Source organism: uncultured Bradyrhizobium sp. (genome assembly GCF_936928535.1).
In the GTDB taxonomy this organism is placed as follows: Bacteria; Pseudomonadota; Alphaproteobacteria; order Rhizobiales; family Xanthobacteraceae; genus Bradyrhizobium.
Genome location: NZ_CAKZHY010000173.1, coordinates 102,202 through 119,468, shown reverse-complemented (window position 1 = coordinate 119,468; position 17,267 = coordinate 102,202). Strand labels below are relative to the sequence as shown.

Here is a 17,267-nt window from a genome sequence, read left to right as displayed (position 1 = left end):
CGTGGGCCGGCGACCGCTGCCGGCGCGTTCGGGTCACATCGACGATTCGATCACAATCGAAACATTCACGACATCGACACTTCGACCACCGGCGAACCAAACCCTGCGTGCCGTCGCTACAAACTCGCGTCGATCGCGATCGAGATCATCAGAGACAGATATGGAGCGAAGCATGAACCACTACGCCACACAGAAATCGATCAGCGACGCCGTCGACGGCGGAGGCCTCCTCGTGGTCGCGCAATGGGAGGCAAAGCCTGGAGAGGCCGACAAGATCGCCGCCATCCTCGATAGCTTCCTGCCGGAGGCGCAGCGCGAGGACGGCGTCAAACTGTTCCTGATCTCACGCGGGAAAGACAACCCTGCGCAGTTCCTATTCTACGAGCTGTTCCGCGACGAGGCCGCGTTTAAGGAGCATCAGGAAAGCGCGCACTTCAAGACCTATATCGCCGGCCAGGCGCTGCCGCTGCTGGCGAAGCGCGAGCGCGCGCAATACGGAATGCTTTGAGAACCTAGACGCCGCGATTCTGACCGGACCGCGGCGTCTCCGCTAGATGATCGCGCGCAGCGGCGATTGGCGCAGGATCAAGCCCGAGACGCCGAAGCTGCCGATGGCGGCCAGCACCGTCAGCAGAAGCGCCTTCGCGAGCGCCAGCAGCGGCAGCCCATGCAGCAGCAAGGCAAAGCCGATCAGGATCGGCGGGTGGATCAGGTAGACGCCGAAGGCATTGTCCGAGAGCCATTTGGCGAGGAGACCTTGCGTGTCGAAATAGCGACGGTAGACGGCGAGGAGCAGAAAGCCCATGCCCACACAGACGAGTGCTTCCCAGAGGCACTTGCCGGCACTCACGGGATTGAAGCCGCCGTCATAGAGTGCCGTGTCGCCCTCGAGACCTCCGCCAAACAGCACCAGCGCCGCGAACACAGGCGCCGAGATGGCCAGCGCCCGAGTGCCCCAATACAGGCAGGACCGATCCGCAAGCCCCATCATCCAGTTGCCGCGATAGCCATAGGCCCCGGCCGCGAACATCAGAACATATTGCGGGAGGTCGCCAGGATGGACATTGAGCACTGCGGCACCGGCCGGCACGACGACGCGCACGGCAAAGGTCGCGGCCGCCATGACCATGACGAACACCACGAGCATCGGTCCTCGCAGCACAACCACCCGCTCTTGCCATCCCGACAGCCGTACGAGGCCGTAGAGAAGCGAGAACAGCAGCAGCACGGCGCAGAACCACATCGGCCCGCTCTCGGACAGCCATTCGCCATCGCGGAGATGGGTCAGCCATTGATGACCGAAGCCGCCGTTGCCCCAGGTCCGGGACAGAAAATACTGCGTGAGCGGGCCGATCACGAACATGTAAACCAGGGTCGGCACGCCCAGCCGCAACAGCCGGTCGCGGGCGAAGGCTGAAAACCCCTTTCTGTCGAAAGATGCCGCCGCGAAATAGCCGGCGATGAAAAACAACGCCGCCATGAAGAACGCCTGGAGGAAGCTCTGATAGATACCGAATAACAGAGCGGTGCCGAAGCCCGCGGCCTGGCGGTCGACATAGTACCAATTGCCGAACGGAGAGTAAGTATCGGCCGCGTGCATGCTCAGCACGAGGATGATCATCGACCATCTGATGTTGTCGATGAACAGCAGCCGCGACCGAGAGTGGGTCGCGGCTGCTGACGTCACAGTCGCACCTATCGGGATATCCGCCATACCGCTACCTGGACTGACCCGCCCAATCCTCAGAACCGCGGAATGTCCGGGAACGCCAGCTTGCCCGCGTGCACATGCATGCGGCCGAGCTCGGCGCAGCGGTGCAGGGTCGGAAACACCTTGCCGGGGTTGAGCAGGCCTTGCGCGTCGAAGGCGCATTTCAGCCGCTGCTGCTGGTTGAGGTCGATCTCGGTGAACATGTCCGGCATCAGATCGCGCTTCTCGATGCCGACGCCGTGCTCGCCGGTGAGCACGCCGCCGAACTCGACGCAGGCGCGCAGGATGTCGGCGCCGAAGGCTTCGGCGCGCTCGATCTCGCCGGGCTTGTTGGCATCGTAGAGGATCAGCGGATGCAGATTGCCGTCGCCGGCGTGGAACACGTTGGCGCAGCCGAGCTGGTACTTTTCGCCGAGCTCGCGGATGCGCGCCAGCGCCTTCGGCAGCGCGCCGCGCGGAATGGTGCCGTCCATGCAGAGATAGTCTGGCGAGATACGTCCCACAGCGGGGAACGCGGCCTTGCGGCCGGCCCAGAACAGATTGCGCTCGGCCTCCGAGGTCGAGATCTGGCAGGTGGTCGAGCCGCAGGCGTTGGCGATGGTCTCGACGCGCGTGATCAGCTCATCGACCTCGATCTTGGGACCGTCGAGCTCGATGATGAGCAGCGCTTCGACGTCCAGCGGATAGCCGGCATGGACGAAGGCTTCCGCAGCGTGAATCGCCGGCTTGTCCATCATCTCCATGCCGCCGGGGATGATGCCGGCGCCGATGATGCGCGCCACGCATTCGCCGGCCGCCTCGACTTGCGCGAATCCGACCATCAGCGCGCGCGCCGTCTCCGGCTTCTGCAGGATACGCACCGTGATCTCGGTGATGACCCCGAGCAGGCCTTCCGAGCCGGTGATGACGCCCATCAGATCGTAGCCCGCGTTCTCGCACCCCTTGCCGCCGATGCGCAGGATCTCGCCGCTCATCAGCACGATCTCGCAACCGAGCACGTTGTTGGTGGTCATGCCGTATTTCAGGCAATGCACGCCGCCGGAATTTTCCGCGACATTGCCGCCGATCGAGCAGGCGATCTGCGAGGACGGATCGGGCGCGTAATAGAAGCCGGCATGCGCGACCGCCTGGCTGATGGCGAGATTGGTGACGCCGGGCTCGGTGACGACGACACGGTTGTCGAAATCGATCTCGCGGATGCGCTTGAACTTGCCGAGGCCCAGCAGGACGCCGTCCTCCAGCGGCAGCGCGCCGCCTGAAAGCGAGGTGCCTGAGCCGCGCGGCACCACCTTGATGCCATGGGCGGCACAATATTTCAGGACGAGCGAGACCTGCTCGGTCGTATCAGGCAGCACCACGACCATCGGGGGCTGCCGATAGGCGGTCAGCCCGTCGGATTCATAAGCCCGCATCTCGGCCGCACTGTCGATCACACCCTCGCCGGGCACGATGGCGCGCAATGCAGCAACGATCTCCGCGCGGCGCGCCAACACCGCTTGATCGCTCGCCGGCATCATGATGGCCATATCAGATCCTTCACCGCATATCCTTCCGGCTTGCGCCGCACGTCAATTTATCACGGCAAATCAACCACGTCCGCTGTGGTTTGGGTAGGCCGTCCGAAAGTCGCAAGCCACGATCTCCAGCGAGTTCGCTCTGGGACAAGTTGGCAGCCATGAAACCTGTCATGCTTTCGTGGCTTGTCCAAGCCGAGCGGGCCGTGCCAAAACGGGCAGGTTCGACGAAAGCCGACCAGACGAAGATCCACCGGGAAAGAGACGAAGAGCACCCTATGAAAAAACTGATTTTTGGCGCGCTGATGATCCTCACCGTCACTGCCACGGCCACCAGCGCGATGGCGCAGGATGTCGCGGCCGGCAAGACGTCGTTCAACAAGTGCCTGGCCTGCCACGCCATCGGCGAAGGCGCCAAGAATAAGGTCGGCCCCGAACTGAACGGCCTCGATGGCCGTCATTCCGGCACCGCGCCGGATTACAATTATTCGGATGCGAACAAGAATTCCGGCATCACCTGGAACGAGGCCCAGTTCAAGGAATACATCAAGGATCCGAAGGCCAAGATCCCCGGCACCAAGATGGCATTCGCCGGCATCAAGAACGAGACCGAAATCAACAATCTCTGGTCCTACGTCTCGCAGTTCGACAAGGACGGGAAGATCAAGCAGTAAACGGGTCTAAGGCGGCCGCTGGAACATCGGTTCTGACGGCATCAGAACCGATGTTCCAGCCCTTGTCTTGACGCGTTTTCCTCACGCGAACCGGAGTCCTCTTCGCTCGAAAACGCTTTAGTCTGCGGCCGCCTGCGCCGGGGACATCTGACGGATCATCGTCTCGATCTCCGTCTTCACCAGATCCGGCACCGCGTTCTGCACCATGTGGCCGAGATCGGGCAGCACGACCAGCTTTGCATTCGGCACCGTCGCGGCGAAGGGGCGTGCGTGGATGTCGGTCTTCACCGTCTTGTCGGGCGCGCCGGCGATGATCGTCACGGGCGTGCTGATCTCGCCGTAGCGCGGCGCCTGCGCGGCAACCGAGGCCTTGAGCGTGACGAGATCATAGGCATTGGCGATGAATTCGCGCGGACGAAGCAGTAGCGGCGTCGCGGACTCCCTCACAAAACCGTCCGGCATCGTCTGCGGCAGGAAGACGTTGCGTGCGCCTGATTCGGTGACGAACAAGCCGAGCGGCAGCGTGATGGTGTAGGCCAGCAGCGGGCCGACGACGGGCGTTGCGATGATCTCGTTGTAGCGACCGACGCCGCCGCGCCAGGGGTGGGTCACCGGTGCCAGCATGACGAGACCGGCAACGCGGCTTGCGTGATCGAGCGCCAGCCGCGCGCCCAGCGCGCCGCTCCAGGAATGCACGACGAAGATCGCGCGATCGATTCCGAGCTTGCCGAGCGCGTCATCGATCATCCGTGCCTGAATCTCAGGCGTCGAATCTTCGTGCCGCGCACGCGTGCTCCAGCCGTGCCCGGGGCGGTCTATCAGGATCACGCGATGGTTCCCGGCGAGCATGTCGCCGAGCGGATGCCGCATCACTTCGAGATTGGAGCTGGCGCCGTGCAGCATCACGATCGGCAGATCGCCATCGCGCGGGCCGACATCGACGACATGCAGCGTCGCGCCCTCGACCTCGATCATCCGGCCCTGCGGCGGAAAGGAACGTTGCACGACGACGACGGCGGCCTGCGTGACCAGCGCGAGCAGGGCCAGCGCGGTCACGGCTGATAAAACGATCATGAAGACAGTCCGGACGATCCTGGGCACATGGCAGTTACGAATGACGCAGACGGCAGTTTCGCGCGAGGACGCTCCAGCGCTTCCACCGGAAATGCCGCCCTGTGGATATGTGCATAATTGCCGAACTAAAAAAATCAACAATATCAATGATCCCGACAGATGACACACAAGCCTCGGATCATTCATGCAGTCGTCATCGCGCTGTCCTTATATTCGCCACGGTCGGTTCCGCCATTGAGACGCGGATGGGCGCCGATCCCTCCTCGCAACCTCAGGGGATGCAGGAAAGACCGGCAGAATTGTCCTGGTTTGAACCGGAGGATTTTCGATGAGCTTCAGATCGAATGACACCGCAATCGACGAGATCGTCGCGAGCTGCAACGGCGATTTGCGCGGCGCGGTGCGGGCGCTGCTGCTGATCAACGAGCATCTCGAGACCGAACTCGCCAAGGCCTACGCTGCGGCCGCCGATCGCGGTCTCGCCGAGCGCGGCACCAGCGTGCTGCACTAGCCCAAGGCTAGCCGGCGCTGTCCTCCGCCTTTTGCTCGTCGGGCGTGAGCACGGGACAGGCGCGGATGGTCGAGCGTGCAAGCTTGGCATCGTCCTTCGACTTGTAGGGGCCGTCGCCGAACCACACGTCGCCATCGATGACCGGATTGCTGGTCACGATGTTGCATTTGCCGGTGGCGCGATTGCCGACCACCCAGAACAGCCCATCGGCAAGGCTGACCGTTCCCGATACCAACAGCAAGCTACAAGCAAAGATCAAACGCATCATGGCTGTGCTCCCTGCCATGCAGGTAGACCTGCGGCGGCGCCGGCAATAGTCCTTGCGACATTGCGCTTTTGATCGTGGTTAATCTCCACGCGCCGCAACCGCTCGAAAGATGATCGAAATATCCGTTACTGTTTGAGCACGATCTCGTCGGAAAACCGCTGCACACTTTTCCGGATCGTGCTCTAGATGTCGCGGCCTTCGACCTTCTCGGTCAAGGCCTTCACCTGCTCGGGGATCTTCTCGAGGTGCGGATTGACGGCGAGCGCCTTGCGATAGGCCTCGAGCGCGCGCTTCTCGTCGCCGACGTCCTGCATGATCATGCCGAGCCCTGCGAGCGCGCCGAAATGACGCGGCTCGCGGATCAGCACCTCGCGGATGTCGGCGAGCGAGCGGGCGTAGTCGTTCTGCATGTAATAGAGCGTGGCGCGCCGGTTCCAGGCTTCGATGTAGTCGGGCCGGAGCTTGATCACGGCATCGAGCAGCTTGATCGCGACGTCGATCTTCTGCGCATCGACCGCCGCCTTGGCCCGCGCCATCAGGAGTGCCGCGGTGTCGCTCGGGGTCTGCAGCCAGATCGCCCAAATCCGCGCCTCGACATGCCTGGCGCTGACGTCATCGGGGGCGGCCTTCAGCGCACCGAACAGGAAATCGAGATTCTTGGTGCGGTCGGCCTTGGGCAGCTTGGCCGGCGCCTCGGGCAGCTTCTTCTGCTGCTTCGCCGGCGGGGCCGGATCACCCTGCGCCAGCGCCGGCGCGAGGCCGGCAGCGCCTAAAGCCAAAGCCAGGCACAGCGTGCGGGCAAAAGGGAATCTCATGGTCATGGTGAAAGTGTAAACGCGCAAAGCCGCCCTTGCAAAGCAAAGGCGGCGTCAAACTCGTGTGAGACCGTGGTCTTGCGGGGCGCGCGAAGGCAGCCGCGAGGGCAATCAGCCTTTAGCTGATCAGCCCTGGCGCGCCTTGAAGCGGCGCTGCACCTTGTTGATCACATAGACCCGGCCCTTGCGGCGGACCAGGCGGTTGGCGCGATGGCGACCGCGCAGCGACTTCAGCGAGTTACGGACCTTCATGGCAGAATCCTGAACGTTCGAAAGGCCGTGTTCGGCACTACCGTTTCGGCACGCGCGAATGTGGCAAAATGAGATCTTTCCCGCTGGCGGACCGGCCGCCCGGGACGGGGCGGTTCTTAAGGCATGGCGGGAGGTCATGTCAATGTTAACTGCCGGGTTCCATCAAGGCAATTCAGCGAAAACAACCCCATGCACAGTAGAAGCGGCCGGATCGGACCGATTCCAGCTGCCCATGGCCGAGCCAGGCAAAGACTTTCGCAGGTTGCGGTTTTGCCAGCCGTAACGCCTTGCCAAATTCGTTATATCATATAATCAATTTGGCAACCCGTCGGGAGGAAACCAATGCCCAAGCTGAAGCTGCCTGATATCGACAAGGTCGTCGCCATCGACATCCACACCCACGCCGAGGAGCCCTGCGGCACCCATCCCGACGACGGCTATGACGATTTCCAGGCCCAGATGGCCGAGTATTTCAAGTCGCCACACAAGCATCCGCCGACCGTGCCGGAGACCGCGGCCTACTACCGCTCCAAGAACATTGCCGCGGTGATCTTCCCGGTCGATGCCGAGCGCGAGACCGGCTTCCGCCGTTACAAGAACGAGGAGATGCTGGAGATCGCCTCCGACCATCTCGACGTCCTCATCCCCTTCGTCTCGATCGACCCGCACAAGGGCAAGTTGGGGGTGCGCGAGGCGCGCAAGCTGATCGAAGAGTACGGCGTCCGCGGCTTCAAATTCCACCCGACCATGCAGGGCTTCTACGCCAACGACCGCATGGCCTATCCGCTCTACGAAGAGATCAACAATGGCGGCGCGATCGCGCTGTTCCACACCGGCCAGACCGGCGTCGGCTCCGGCATGCCCGGCGGCATGGGCATGCGGCTGAAATATTCCAACCCGATGTACATGGACGACGTCGCGGCCGACTTCCCCGACCTCAAGATCATCCTCGCCCATCCCTCCTTCCCCTGGCAGGAAGAGGCGCTGTCGGTCGCGACCCACAAGCCGAACGTCTATATCGACCTCTCCGGCTGGTCGCCGAAATATTTCCCGCCGATCCTGGTGCGCTACATCAACTCGATCCTGCAGGACAAGATGCTGTTCGGCTCGGACTGGCCCGTCATCACGCCGGACCGCTGGCTGTCGGATTTTTCCAAGATCGACATCCGCGACGAGATCCGGCCGAAGGTGCTGAAGGCCAACGCAAGGAAGATCCTGGGGATCTGAGGCGCGGACTGATCAACGCAATGAGGGCTCCGATCCCTTCGATCGAAGCCCTCACATTCAGATGCTCAAACCTCAGACCTGCGCCAGGCCGCCATCGAGGTGAGGCTTAGATGCCCGACCGGCCTAACCGCCGATGCCGGTGTTGATGGCCCCCGTGTAGGTGAGCGGATAAGCACCGCCAGCAGAGATGTCGAGTTGATCATCCGGCAACGCGTCGGTCATCGTAGCGACCGGCGTCTTCGCCTTGGCAGGCTCGCCGGACTGGGTGGTTTCCGGAAGCGCCCCATTTGCCTCAGACTTCTGTTCGACCATTTACAGCTCCTGGATCTGATCTCGATTGCTGCGACGAATGTCGGCCGCCGCCTTGGATGGGTCTGAGCAGGGACCTGAAGGTTCAAGGTCCTGCCCGGCACGTCGACATCTTTCCGAGCGGATCGGCCCCGAAAGCGGTCACGTTCCAGTGAAGGAATTTAGCCCTATTTGCCCCTCAACCACAAGGAAAGTCGGTCGATAGCTTCGATGGGATTGCTTGCGCTGGATACCGGCTTGAAAACGCAGGTCCTTTGAGGCCAAATCGGATGGGGCGGTCTGGGTCCGCTGGGGGGGCTGCATGAGGGGCGGGATCAATCGGATCTTCCGGGAGGCCGCGATCGAGCGGTTGTCCCATCCCGAGCAGCTCGATCATGTGGTCAGCATCACGCGTCCCTACGACTGGGTGGCTAGCCTGGCGCTCGCTGTTGGCGTCGCCGTGCTGCTGGCCTGGAGCGTGCTGGGCCGCATTCCGACGCGGGTATCCGGCGAGGGCATCCTGCTCAGCAGCGGGGGCCGATTGGTAGACGCCGTATCGGCTGTCAGGGGACGGCTCGCTTCGATCGATGTCCAGATCGGCGACGAGGTTCGACGAGACCAGGAAATCGCGCGTGTCGTGCAGCCGGACGTCGAGCTGCGGCTGCAGCAGGCGCGGGACGTGCTGAAGGAGCGCGAGCGCGAACATACCGACCTGATTGCGGCGATCTCGCGCGAGATCGAGGCCAAGCAAGGCAATTACGCAGCGCAGGAGGCCGGGCTGCAAGAGATCACCGCCGTTGCCGAGCGGCGTGCGGCCTATCTGGTCGATGAGGTCGCCAAGCTCGAGCCCGCCGCAGCCGGCGGCTATGTCACGCGGAAGTACCTCGAGGATCGCCGCGTCGAGCTCAACGCGGCCCGCGAACGCATCACCGATTCCAAGAACGAGATCCTGAAACTGAATGCGCAGCGGCTCGAGCTGCAGAGCCAGCGCGAGCGCGATCGGTTGCAATCGGAATTCAGGGTGAACGACGCCAGACGCACGGTCGAGCAGCTTGTCGGCGAACTCGAACGCGGATCACGCATCCTCAGCCCTGCAGACGGCCGGGTGGTGGAGGTCAAGGTATCCGATGCCATCGTGCTGGCCGTGGGCACGCCGGTCGTCCAGATCGAGACCGCGAGTCCGACGCTGGAGGCGACGATCTATATGCCGCCGGACTGGGGCAAGTCGATCCAACCGGGAATGGAGGTCCGGATTGAGCCGAATCCCGTCAAGCGCGAGGAGTACGGGGCCATTGTGGGGCGCGTCGCCGCGGTCTCCGACTTCCCGGTTACGCCCGAGGGAATGGCTGCCGACCTCCACAACGATACGCTGGTGAAACGCTTCTCCGAGAAGGGTGCACCCTATGCCATGCGCGTGGCGCTGGAGCGCGACGGCTCTACGTCGAGCGGCTATCGATGGACCTCGGGCAAGGGCCCGCCGCTGCTCCTGTCCAGCGGCACCTTGGCGCGTGCCGAGGTCACGACGCGGGAGCAGCCCCCCATCAATCTCCTATTCCCGACGGTCAAGCGGTTGACCGGGATCGGCGGCTAGGACTGCGCATGAGCGCATCATCCTCACCATCGCACCGATCCGACCAAGGCGCGTGGCTTGGCTTGGGCAACCTGCTCAACAGCTTGGCTCCCCGGATACGCCGGCGCTGGATCACGCCGACCGTTCTGCAGATGGAGGCCCTGGAATGTGGAGCAGCATCGCTGGCGATGGTGCTGGCACATTACGGCCGCTGGGTGCCACTCGAAACCCTGCGGGTCGCGTGCGGCGTAACCCGCGACGGCAGCAAAGCCAACAACGTCTTGAAAGCGGCGCGGAGTTTCGGGCTCTCGGCGAAGGGCTTTCGCAAGGAGCCGGAAACGCTCAACGAACTGCCGATGCCGGCGATCCTGTTCTGGAACTTCAATCATTTCGTGGTGCTGGAGCGGATCGACTCCAAGTTTGCTTACATCAACGATCCCGCGGCCGGGCGCTGCAGGGTCGATCGCGCGGAGTTCAATCTCGCTTTCACCGGCGTCGTGCTGGCGATGGAGCCAGGCCCGGATTTTCGCAAAGGTGGCGCGAAGCCGAATTTTCTTGCGATGCTTTGGGACAGGCTGAGGGGATCCCAGCGTGCTGTGATCCTGCTGGTCGGCCTCAGCATGAGCTTGGTGATCCCGACGATCCTGATCCCCACCTTCGCCAAGATATTCGTCGACCACGTTCTGATCATGCATGTGGAAGGATGGTTCAGGCCGCTTCTGATCGGCCTCGCCCTGACGGCGCTTGGCCGCGCTCTGATCACGGCCTTCCAACAGTCGCTGCTGCTGAGACTCCAGACCAAGCTGACCGTGACCATGGTGGGAAAGCTGCTATGGCACCTGTTGAATCTTCCCATGGAATTCTTCAATCAGCGCCATGCGGGGGAGATCGGCAGCCGCGTCGGAGCGAGTGAAGAGATCGCGGAGCTGGTCTCGGGCGGGCTCGCAACCAGCGCGCTCAACCTGGTCTCCGCGGTCTTCATCGCAGCCGCTATGGCGCTGTACGACCCGATTCTGGCAGCAATCAGCATCGCCATAGCGCTCGTGAACGTGCTGGTGCTTGCGCTGGTTGGGCGCGAGCGTGAAAGGCTCAACCGCAAACTGACGATCGACAAGGCGAAGTTGACCGCGAACACGATCGAGATGGTTCGCTCGATCGAAACGATCAAGGCCGGCGGCCTCGAGAACGATGCATTCGCCCGCTGGACCGGCTTCCAGGCCAAGGTCCTCAATTCCGAACGCGACCTTGGTCTTTATTCCAATCTTCTGGAGATCTGCCCCGCCTTTCTGACTGGCTTGTCCAGCGCGATCGTGCTCGGGATCGGCGGTCTTCGCATCATGGATGGCGCCCTGACGATCGGCGGGTTGGTCGCCCTGCAAGCCCTGCTGCTGAGCCTGGTCGAGCCGATCAATGCGTTGGTGCAACAGACCTCCGCCTTCCTGGCGATCAAGGCCAACCTGTTCCGGGTTGACGATGTCTTCAACTATGCGGCGCAGCCGATCGTGGCGATGGACCTCAAGCCACCGGACAGGCCAGCCAAGCTTTCCGGGCAAATCAGGCTGGTCGACGTGTCGTTTGGCTATTCCCCGCTGGAGCCGCCGCTGATCGATGCGCTCTCGCTTCAGCTCGAACCCGGCCGCCGAATTGCGTTTGTCGGTGCATCAGGCAGCGGTAAATCCACGATCGGCCGCCTGATCGGCGGCCTTTATCGGCCCTGGACGGGTGAAATCCTCATCGACGGCTGGCCGATTGATCGCATTCCCCAACAAGTGTTTGCCGGCTCGGTGGCTTATGTGGACCAGGATATCCTGCTGTTCGAGGGCACCGCGCGCAGCAATCTGACGCTGTGGGACGACACCATTGCGCAGGCGAGCCTGTCGCGCGCCGTCAAGGATGCCTCCATCCACGAGGAGCTCTCGGTGCGGCCCGGCAATTACGACTGTCAGGTGGCCGAGGATGGCCGCAATTTCAGCGGCGGCCAGCGCCAGCGGCTCGAGATCGCACGAGCCCTCGCGGGTAATCCGTCCATCCTCGTGCTTGACGAGGCGACTTCAGCACTCGATCCGAGTGTCGAGAGAATGATCGACGACAATCTGCGCCGGCGCGCGTGCACGTGCATCATCATCGCGCACCGGCTCAGCACGATCCGCGACTGCGACGAGATTCTCGTGATGAGCGGGGGTCGTGTGGTGCAGCGTGGTACGCACCGGGATCTGCTTGCCGAGGGCGGCGAATATGTTCGTCTGCTGGCTGCCGAATGACCAGCGCCTTCCGACCATCGCATCTGGAAGGCGCGGAGATCGACGCAGCCCGGGCGGACCGGTTGGCCCTCGATAGTCACCAGCCGTTGTCGATCGGCCAGTCTGATCAAGCCTTTCTGGTCGCGCGGGGTCACGTCGATCTTTTTGCGGTGATGCCGGTGGGTGACGGTTCGCCGCCGCGCCGCTGGCACTTGCTTCGAGTCGCCGGCGGCGGTCTCATCCTAGGGCTGCCTGCTTCAGCCCATGCGGCGCGCCGGCTCGAGATCGTTGCGATCGGCGGCGCCGACACGGAGGTGATCCCGTGCTCTCGTGGCGACATCACCGACCGAACGATGCTCGAAGAATGGTCGGCGCTGCTGCTGGCGACGGTCGCGACGCTCCCCGACAATGTCGCCGCCACCCACGTCGATGTCAGCGTCACAAGCGAGCTGGCAGGCGGCGAGACGCTGCGTATGTCGGGCCGGCAAGTCGGATGGATCAGCATCGAAGAAGGCGCTGTCCGGGTCATCGGCCTGCAACAAGCGATCACCCCGCTCGACCCGCCCTCTCCGCTATCTCCTGGTACGTGGCTGGTGGCCGAGGCCCCGACGAAATTGCGCGTGAGAGACGGAGCATCACTCGCACTTGCAGAGATGCAAGCCGGGATCGATACCTTGCACAGGCTGGTCGTGGCCGAACTCGCTCGCAAATTCGATAACGAATGGGCGGCCGATATGGCGCGGCTGGAGCGGCGAGCCGTCGAGCAGGAATCGCGCGCCGAAACCGCGATGGGCCGCCTGGTCGGCCTGGTCGATCCCGACGCCGTACCGCCCGAGGACCTCGCCGACCGGGGCGATCGCGTGCTGTTGGCCTGCCGAGCCGTGGCAGACGCGCTGGGGGTGGAGCTTGCACCCGGTGTCAAGCGCCTTCCTGGCGCCGACGATCTCACGACTGTGCTCAAACTCGCTGAGGCGTCGGGGCTTCGTAGCCGGCGCCTGCTGCTTCGGGCCGACTGGTGGACCAACAGCGCCGGACCGTTTATCGCATTTCTCGGCGAAGAGCGCCGCGCGGTGGTGATCCTGCCGGGCTATCGAGGCGGTCATCTCCTGGTCGATCCCACGTCCGGGACGCGCAAGCCGCTAACGGGGAACATGATTGCAGACCTCGCGCCGGAGGCGGTGATGTTCTACCCGTCACTGCCGGCGCGCTCGCTCGCCCTCCGCGATCTCGTGTTCCTGGTGGCGCCCTTGGCTCGGGCCGACCTGTCGCGAATTGTCATGGCGGCGGTCGGCCTTGGACTGCTTGCGATGGCAGCTCCGATGGTAACCAAGGTCCTGGTCGACTCCGTGCTGCCGCGCGCCGAGGCCGACCAGTTGCTGGTCTGCGCGGCAGCGCTCCTTGTCGTGACGCTGGTGAGCGCGGGCTTCCAATTCATGCAGGGGGCTGCAGTGCAGCGGCTCGAGAGCCGGTTCGACTGGATGATGCAGGCGGCCATTGCCGACCGGCTGTTGCGGATGCCACTCGCGTTCTTCCGGAGCTATTCGGCCGGCGACCTTGCAGATCGTGCGCTGGGAATCGAAGCGATCAGGGCGATCGTCACCTCCCGATCCATACGTGCATTGTTGGCACTGGCTTCGTTTGTGTTCGGCTTCTCCGTGATGCTCTACCTCGATGCGCCACTCGGCTTGTTCGCCGCGGCGCTCGTCCTGGTTCGTCTCGCCGTTATCGCGGGCTTCAGCTATGCCCGACTGAAACACGAGAGGGCGAGCTTCGGCCACAGGGGCTGGCTGGGGGGCGCGATCGTGCAATTCGTGACGGGCATCGCCAAGCTGCGGATCGCCAATGCAACGACCAATGCCTTGAATGTCTGGGTCGAACGCTTCAGTCTCCACAAACGGCATTTCATGGCATCCCAGCGTGCAGCAAACGCGCTCAGGAGTATTGAAGCCGGCTTTCCTGCCGTCGCAACGCTGCTGATTTTTGCGGGGTCCGAGCAGCTTGCGGCGAACAGCCCGATGCATGAGCTCGGCACTTTCCTTGCGTTCTACGCCGCATTCGGAATTGCACTCGGTTCTGTCGGCGAATGGGGACAGGCCGTGGCCCAATTCGTCACCGTCATTCCCCGCATCGAGCGGTTGCGCCCGATCCTCGCAACACCGATCGAAGTATCTGAAGACGCAACGGCTCCGGGCGAGATCGAGGGCGCAATCGAATTCGCCGACGTGTCCTTCCGCTACGGTTCAGCTGGGCCACCCGTCCTGGATGGCATCAGCCTGAGCGTCGCGCGTGGCGAATATGTCGCCATCGTAGGTCCTTCGGGGAGCGGGAAGTCGACCCTGTTCCGGCTTCTGCTCGGGTTCGAAAAGCCCCATTCGGGGGTGATCTTCGTGGACGGTAAGTCGATCGAGACCATCGACCTCAGTTCATTGCGGCGCCAGGTCGGCGTCGTGCTTCAGAATTCCAAGCTGTCCTCAGGCAATCTCTACGAGAACATCTGCGGTGGCATCCACCTGCCGATCGACCGGGTCTGGGATATTGCGCGGTCCGCGGGGCTCGACCGCGATATCGAAGCCATGCCGATGGGCATGCATACCTTCGTCGCCGAAGGCATCAACACGCTGTCCGGCGGCCAGCGCCAGCGCCTGCTGATCGCGCGGGCGCTGGCTCACAATCCGCGCCTGTTGCTGATGGACGAGGCGACCAGCGCGCTGGACAACCGCAGCCAAGCCATCGTGACTGCTTCCATCGAGCGCCTCAACATCACGAGAATCGTCATCGCGCACCGGCTCAGCACGGTGCAGTCTGCCGATCGCATCGTCGTGCTGGACAAGGGCAGGATCGTGCAGTCCGGCAGCTTCGATGAACTGATGGGCAAGCCTGGCCTGTTTGCCGAATTCGCCCGCCGCCAGCTGCTGCAGGAGGACTGATCATGCGCAAGGTCCTTTTCATGTTTGGGGTGCTGAACGATTCCGACGTCGAATGGATGGTGCGGTCCGGCCAGCGGCGGACGATCCGCGGCGGAGAGGTGGTCATTCAGGAAGGCGTGCCGGTCGGATCGATCATCCTCGTGCTCCAGGGACGCATGGGGGTCGAGATTCAGGGGGGCGGTGAAATTGCCCAGATCGAGGCGGGAGACATCGTTGGAGAAATGTCGCTGGTCGATTCCGCGCCACCCTCGGCGACGGTCCTCGCGAAGGTCGACGCTCTGACGTTGTTTATCGACAAGGCAATATTGCAGCAGAAGCTGGCCAGCGATGCTTCCTTCGCAAGCCGCTTCTATCGTGCTCTCGCCATACTGCTCTCCGACCGGCTGCGCGCAACCGAACGCCGGATGGCGTACGGCAAGGACGTGGATCTTGCGAACGAGAACGCCCGCCTGCAGGACGAGCTGGACCCTGAGGTGCTGGATCGCCTTGCGATGGCGGGCGAACGGTTCGATCGCCTTCGCAAGCTGGTCGAGGAAGGCGAGATCAGAAAGCCCCATCGCTAAGAAGCAGCAGGCGGAGCGATCGAAGCCCTCACGTTCATGCGCTCAGGGCCTCAGACTTGCGCCAGGCCTCCGTCGACGAATGGGTCCCGGATCGGCGCGCCCCTGGGGGCGCTTGTCCGGGGCGACAGCGGAGTACGAGGCGACCGCGGAGCTCGACGCCGCGCGGGTGTTCGCCATGAGGCTCCAGCCGTCAGGCGATGGGTTTCGCCCTAGCCTTGGGATACAACCAGGCGAATTCTTCACCGTTGCTGCATCGGCTTCTGTCTCGCGCAGACGAATTGATCGCAAATGTCCAGGACCAGAGCATCATCCGCCATGTCGAGGCTGAGTAGCTAAGGTCGCGGCGATGGCTGCGGCGACGGTGTCACGGCAGGTTGCGGCGCGGCTGGAGCGGAAGGTTGCTGCTGCGGTGACGTGACCGGCAACGAATCGCCGCCGCCGTGCGGCACGCACGTCCCAACGTTGCTGAGCAGCCGTTTGGCTTCGATATCGCGGGCCTTCCTGTAATCGCTGCGCCGGTCGATCCTTGCCGCAGCCGTGCGATCCCACGCTTCGAACGCGTCGGCATAGTGCTGCCGCATCTGCTCCTCGGCGGACAGGCAGTCGCTGAACTTGTCGAACACCAGATCGGTGTTGACGGGTGAGACGCCGCCGACCAAGACGACCAACATCCATTTCATCGCGCCAGCCTAGGTTCGTGCCCGCCAAGGGGAACGGAGAGGCGTCGGCAAAGTTCCGAGCCGGGCCAGGTGCTTTCCGTTCAGAAGCAGATGCCAGCCCGCTCACAAGCCGCCAATCATTCCTGCAGCGACCTCCGCTGCTCTTTGGTAAGCTGATGATATACGCGCTCCCGCAAGCGGGGGTCTTGTGATGGCAAAGCCCGGAAGGACAGCCCATGCCCACCAAAACCGTCGTGTTTGACGCCTACGGGACGCTCTACGACATCCAGTCGGTCGCTGAGATCACCGAGGATGCGTTTCCCGGCTATGGCGAGATCATCACGCAGGTCTGGCGGATCAAGCAGCTCGAATACACCTGGCTGCGCTCGCTGATGCGGCGCTACCAGGATTTTTCTGCCGTCACGCGCGACTCGCTGGCCTATACGCTGCGCGTGATGGGGCTGTCCTACGAGGGCGAGGCGTTCGAGCGCATCATCGACAAATATCTGCATCTCGATCTCTATGCCGATGCGACCGACGCGCTCACGGCGCTGAAACCGCGAAAGCTGGCCATCCTCTCCAATGGCAGTCCGGACATGCTGAACGCGCTGGTGCGCAACACCGGGCTCGACCGCCTGCTCGACGCCACCATCAGCGTCGATGCCAAGAAGAACTTCAAGCCGAGCCCGGAGGCCTATGAGCTGATCGGCGAGGCGCTCGGCACTGCGCCTGGCGAGGTGCTGTTCGTCTCCTCCAATCCCTGGGACGTCGCCGGCGCGAAGGCGTTCGGGCTCAATGTGGCCTGGATCGAGCGGGTGACGCCGGAGGCGATGGCCCTGACTTGCGTCGAGACCGAACTCGTGGCACCGCTGACCATGTTCAAGGCGATCCGCACCCAGATGGACGAGCTCGGCTTTGCGCCGGATCATCGCGTCCGCTCCCTCTCGGAGCTGGCTGGGATCATCCAAGGATGA

Annotated in this window: 17 protein-coding genes; 9 read left to right on the top strand and 8 right to left on the bottom strand. The window is 63.2% G+C overall.

Annotation, left to right across the window (positions count from 1 at the left end):
• Window positions 1–172: 172 nt before the first annotated feature.
• Window positions 173–508, top strand: a complete 336-nt coding sequence (locus tag Q0687_RS35610) for an antibiotic biosynthesis monooxygenase family protein (protein WP_298887687.1) — start codon at window positions 173–175, stop codon at window positions 506–508.
• A gap of 42 nt (window positions 509–550) precedes the next feature.
• Here the strand turns inward: Q0687_RS35610 and Q0687_RS35605 are convergent, their stop codons facing one another.
• A complete protein-coding gene (locus Q0687_RS35605; RefSeq protein ID WP_298887685.1) occupies window positions 551–1,687 on the bottom strand; it encodes an acyltransferase family protein in 1,137 nt (378 codons plus the stop codon).
• 56 nt (window positions 1,688–1,743) lie between these two features.
• Complete coding sequence (locus Q0687_RS35600) at window positions 1,744–3,237, bottom strand: FAD-linked oxidase C-terminal domain-containing protein (protein ID WP_298887683.1); 1,494 nt, start codon at window positions 3,235–3,237, stop codon at window positions 1,744–1,746.
• 266 nt (window positions 3,238–3,503) lie between these two features.
• Between Q0687_RS35600 and cycA the strand changes: the two genes are divergently transcribed.
• Window positions 3,504–3,899 (top strand): cytochrome c-550 CycA, encoded by a 396-nt coding sequence (cycA, locus tag Q0687_RS35595; protein WP_298887681.1) that lies wholly within the window; start codon window positions 3,504–3,506, stop codon window positions 3,897–3,899.
• Between the two features lie 117 nt (window positions 3,900–4,016).
• On the opposite strand, the gene Q0687_RS35590 is transcribed toward cycA, so the two are convergent.
• Window positions 4,017–4,973, bottom strand: a complete 957-nt coding sequence (locus Q0687_RS35590; RefSeq protein WP_298887679.1) for an alpha/beta hydrolase — start codon at window positions 4,971–4,973, stop codon at window positions 4,017–4,019.
• Between the two features lie 328 nt (window positions 4,974–5,301).
• On the opposite strand from Q0687_RS35590, the gene Q0687_RS35585 reads away from it, so the two are divergent.
• Window positions 5,302–5,484: a hypothetical protein gene (locus Q0687_RS35585; RefSeq protein ID WP_200296242.1), complete on the top strand. Its 183-nt coding sequence runs from the start codon at window positions 5,302–5,304 to the stop codon at window positions 5,482–5,484.
• 7 nt (window positions 5,485–5,491) lie between these two features.
• Here the strand turns inward: Q0687_RS35585 and Q0687_RS35580 are convergent, their stop codons facing one another.
• The 3 genes from Q0687_RS35580 to ykgO form a co-directional block, all read right to left on the bottom strand.
• Complete coding sequence (locus Q0687_RS35580; protein WP_298887674.1) at window positions 5,492–5,752, bottom strand: hypothetical protein; 261 nt, start codon at window positions 5,750–5,752, stop codon at window positions 5,492–5,494.
• Between the two features lie 182 nt (window positions 5,753–5,934).
• The gene (locus tag Q0687_RS35575) at window positions 5,935–6,573 is read right to left on the bottom strand and encodes a tetratricopeptide repeat protein (RefSeq protein ID WP_298887672.1); all 639 of its coding nucleotides are present in this window, start codon (window positions 6,571–6,573) and stop codon (window positions 5,935–5,937) included.
• A 120-nt stretch (window positions 6,574–6,693) separates the two neighbouring features.
• Window positions 6,694–6,819: a type B 50S ribosomal protein L36 gene (ykgO, locus tag Q0687_RS35570; protein ID WP_006611362.1), complete on the bottom strand. Its 126-nt coding sequence runs from the start codon at window positions 6,817–6,819 to the stop codon at window positions 6,694–6,696.
• A 342-nt stretch (window positions 6,820–7,161) separates the two neighbouring features.
• Here ykgO and Q0687_RS35565 point away from each other — a divergent pair, with 342 nt between their 5' ends.
• Window positions 7,162–8,046, top strand: coding sequence for an amidohydrolase family protein (locus Q0687_RS35565; RefSeq protein WP_298887670.1), 885 nt, complete (start codon window positions 7,162–7,164; stop codon window positions 8,044–8,046).
• A 123-nt stretch (window positions 8,047–8,169) separates the two neighbouring features.
• Here the strand turns inward: Q0687_RS35565 and Q0687_RS35560 are convergent, their stop codons facing one another.
• Window positions 8,170–8,358: a hypothetical protein gene (locus tag Q0687_RS35560; RefSeq protein ID WP_298887668.1), complete on the bottom strand. Its 189-nt coding sequence runs from the start codon at window positions 8,356–8,358 to the stop codon at window positions 8,170–8,172.
• 298 nt (window positions 8,359–8,656) lie between these two features.
• On the opposite strand from Q0687_RS35560, the gene Q0687_RS35555 reads away from it, so the two are divergent.
• From Q0687_RS35555 to Q0687_RS35540, 4 genes are read left to right on the top strand one after another with little or no spacing between them, the layout of a single operon-like run.
• Entirely contained in the window at window positions 8,657–9,925 is a 1,269-nt protein-coding gene (locus tag Q0687_RS35555; RefSeq protein WP_298887667.1) for an NHLP bacteriocin system secretion protein, read from the top strand.
• Between the two features lie 8 nt (window positions 9,926–9,933).
• Window positions 9,934–12,165, top strand: coding sequence for an NHLP family bacteriocin export ABC transporter peptidase/permease/ATPase subunit (locus Q0687_RS35550; RefSeq protein ID WP_298887783.1), 2,232 nt, complete (start codon window positions 9,934–9,936; stop codon window positions 12,163–12,165).
• Window positions 12,162–15,071, top strand: coding sequence for an NHLP bacteriocin export ABC transporter permease/ATPase subunit (locus tag Q0687_RS35545; RefSeq protein ID WP_298887665.1), 2,910 nt, complete (start codon window positions 12,162–12,164; stop codon window positions 15,069–15,071). Before Q0687_RS35550 ends, Q0687_RS35545 begins: the two co-directional genes overlap by 4 nt.
• A 2-nt stretch (window positions 15,072–15,073) precedes the next feature.
• On the top strand, window positions 15,074–15,634 hold the full coding sequence (locus Q0687_RS35540) for a cyclic nucleotide-binding domain-containing protein (protein WP_298887663.1): 561 nt from the start codon (window positions 15,074–15,076) through the stop codon (window positions 15,632–15,634).
• 332 nt (window positions 15,635–15,966) lie between these two features.
• Here the strand turns inward: Q0687_RS35540 and Q0687_RS35535 are convergent, their stop codons facing one another.
• The gene (locus Q0687_RS35535) at window positions 15,967–16,314 is read right to left on the bottom strand and encodes a hypothetical protein (protein WP_298887661.1); all 348 of its coding nucleotides are present in this window, start codon (window positions 16,312–16,314) and stop codon (window positions 15,967–15,969) included.
• A gap of 215 nt (window positions 16,315–16,529) precedes the next feature.
• Between Q0687_RS35535 and Q0687_RS35530 the strand changes: the two genes are divergently transcribed.
• Window positions 16,530–17,267: a haloacid dehalogenase type II gene (locus Q0687_RS35530; protein ID WP_298887659.1), complete on the top strand. Its 738-nt coding sequence runs from the start codon at window positions 16,530–16,532 to the stop codon at window positions 17,265–17,267.

Excerpts from the sequence above, each read along its gene's own strand:
- Q0687_RS35560 (WP_298887668.1), bottom strand. The coding sequence starts at position 8,358 with ATGGTCGAACAGAAGTCTGAGGCAAATGGGGCGCTTCCGGAAACCACC.
- Q0687_RS35600 (WP_298887683.1), bottom strand. The coding sequence starts at position 3,237 with ATGGCCATCATGATGCCGGCGAGCGATCAAGCGGTGTTGGCGCGCCGC.
- Q0687_RS35565 (WP_298887670.1), top strand. The coding sequence starts at position 7,162 with ATGCCCAAGCTGAAGCTGCCTGATATCGACAAGGTCGTCGCCATCGAC.
- cycA (WP_298887681.1), top strand. The coding sequence starts at position 3,504 with ATGAAAAAACTGATTTTTGGCGCGCTGATGATCCTCACCGTCACTGCC.
- Q0687_RS35590 (WP_298887679.1), bottom strand. The coding sequence starts at position 4,973 with ATGATCGTTTTATCAGCCGTGACCGCGCTGGCCCTGCTCGCGCTGGTC.
- Q0687_RS35585 (WP_200296242.1), top strand. The coding sequence starts at position 5,302 with ATGAGCTTCAGATCGAATGACACCGCAATCGACGAGATCGTCGCGAGC.
- Q0687_RS35540 (WP_298887663.1), top strand. The coding sequence starts at position 15,074 with ATGCGCAAGGTCCTTTTCATGTTTGGGGTGCTGAACGATTCCGACGTC.
- ykgO (WP_006611362.1), bottom strand. The coding sequence starts at position 6,819 with ATGAAGGTCCGTAACTCGCTGAAGTCGCTGCGCGGTCGCCATCGCGCC.
- Q0687_RS35545 (WP_298887665.1), top strand. The coding sequence starts at position 12,162 with ATGACCAGCGCCTTCCGACCATCGCATCTGGAAGGCGCGGAGATCGAC.
- Q0687_RS35555 (WP_298887667.1), top strand. The coding sequence starts at position 8,657 with ATGAGGGGCGGGATCAATCGGATCTTCCGGGAGGCCGCGATCGAGCGG.
- Q0687_RS35610 (WP_298887687.1), top strand. The coding sequence starts at position 173 with ATGAACCACTACGCCACACAGAAATCGATCAGCGACGCCGTCGACGGC.
- Q0687_RS35535 (WP_298887661.1), bottom strand. The coding sequence starts at position 16,314 with ATGAAATGGATGTTGGTCGTCTTGGTCGGCGGCGTCTCACCCGTCAAC.
- Q0687_RS35575 (WP_298887672.1), bottom strand. The coding sequence starts at position 6,573 with ATGACCATGAGATTCCCTTTTGCCCGCACGCTGTGCCTGGCTTTGGCT.
- Q0687_RS35530 (WP_298887659.1), top strand. The coding sequence starts at position 16,530 with ATGCCCACCAAAACCGTCGTGTTTGACGCCTACGGGACGCTCTACGAC.
- Q0687_RS35550 (WP_298887783.1), top strand. The coding sequence starts at position 9,934 with ATGAGCGCATCATCCTCACCATCGCACCGATCCGACCAAGGCGCGTGG.
- Q0687_RS35580 (WP_298887674.1), bottom strand. The coding sequence starts at position 5,752 with ATGATGCGTTTGATCTTTGCTTGTAGCTTGCTGTTGGTATCGGGAACG.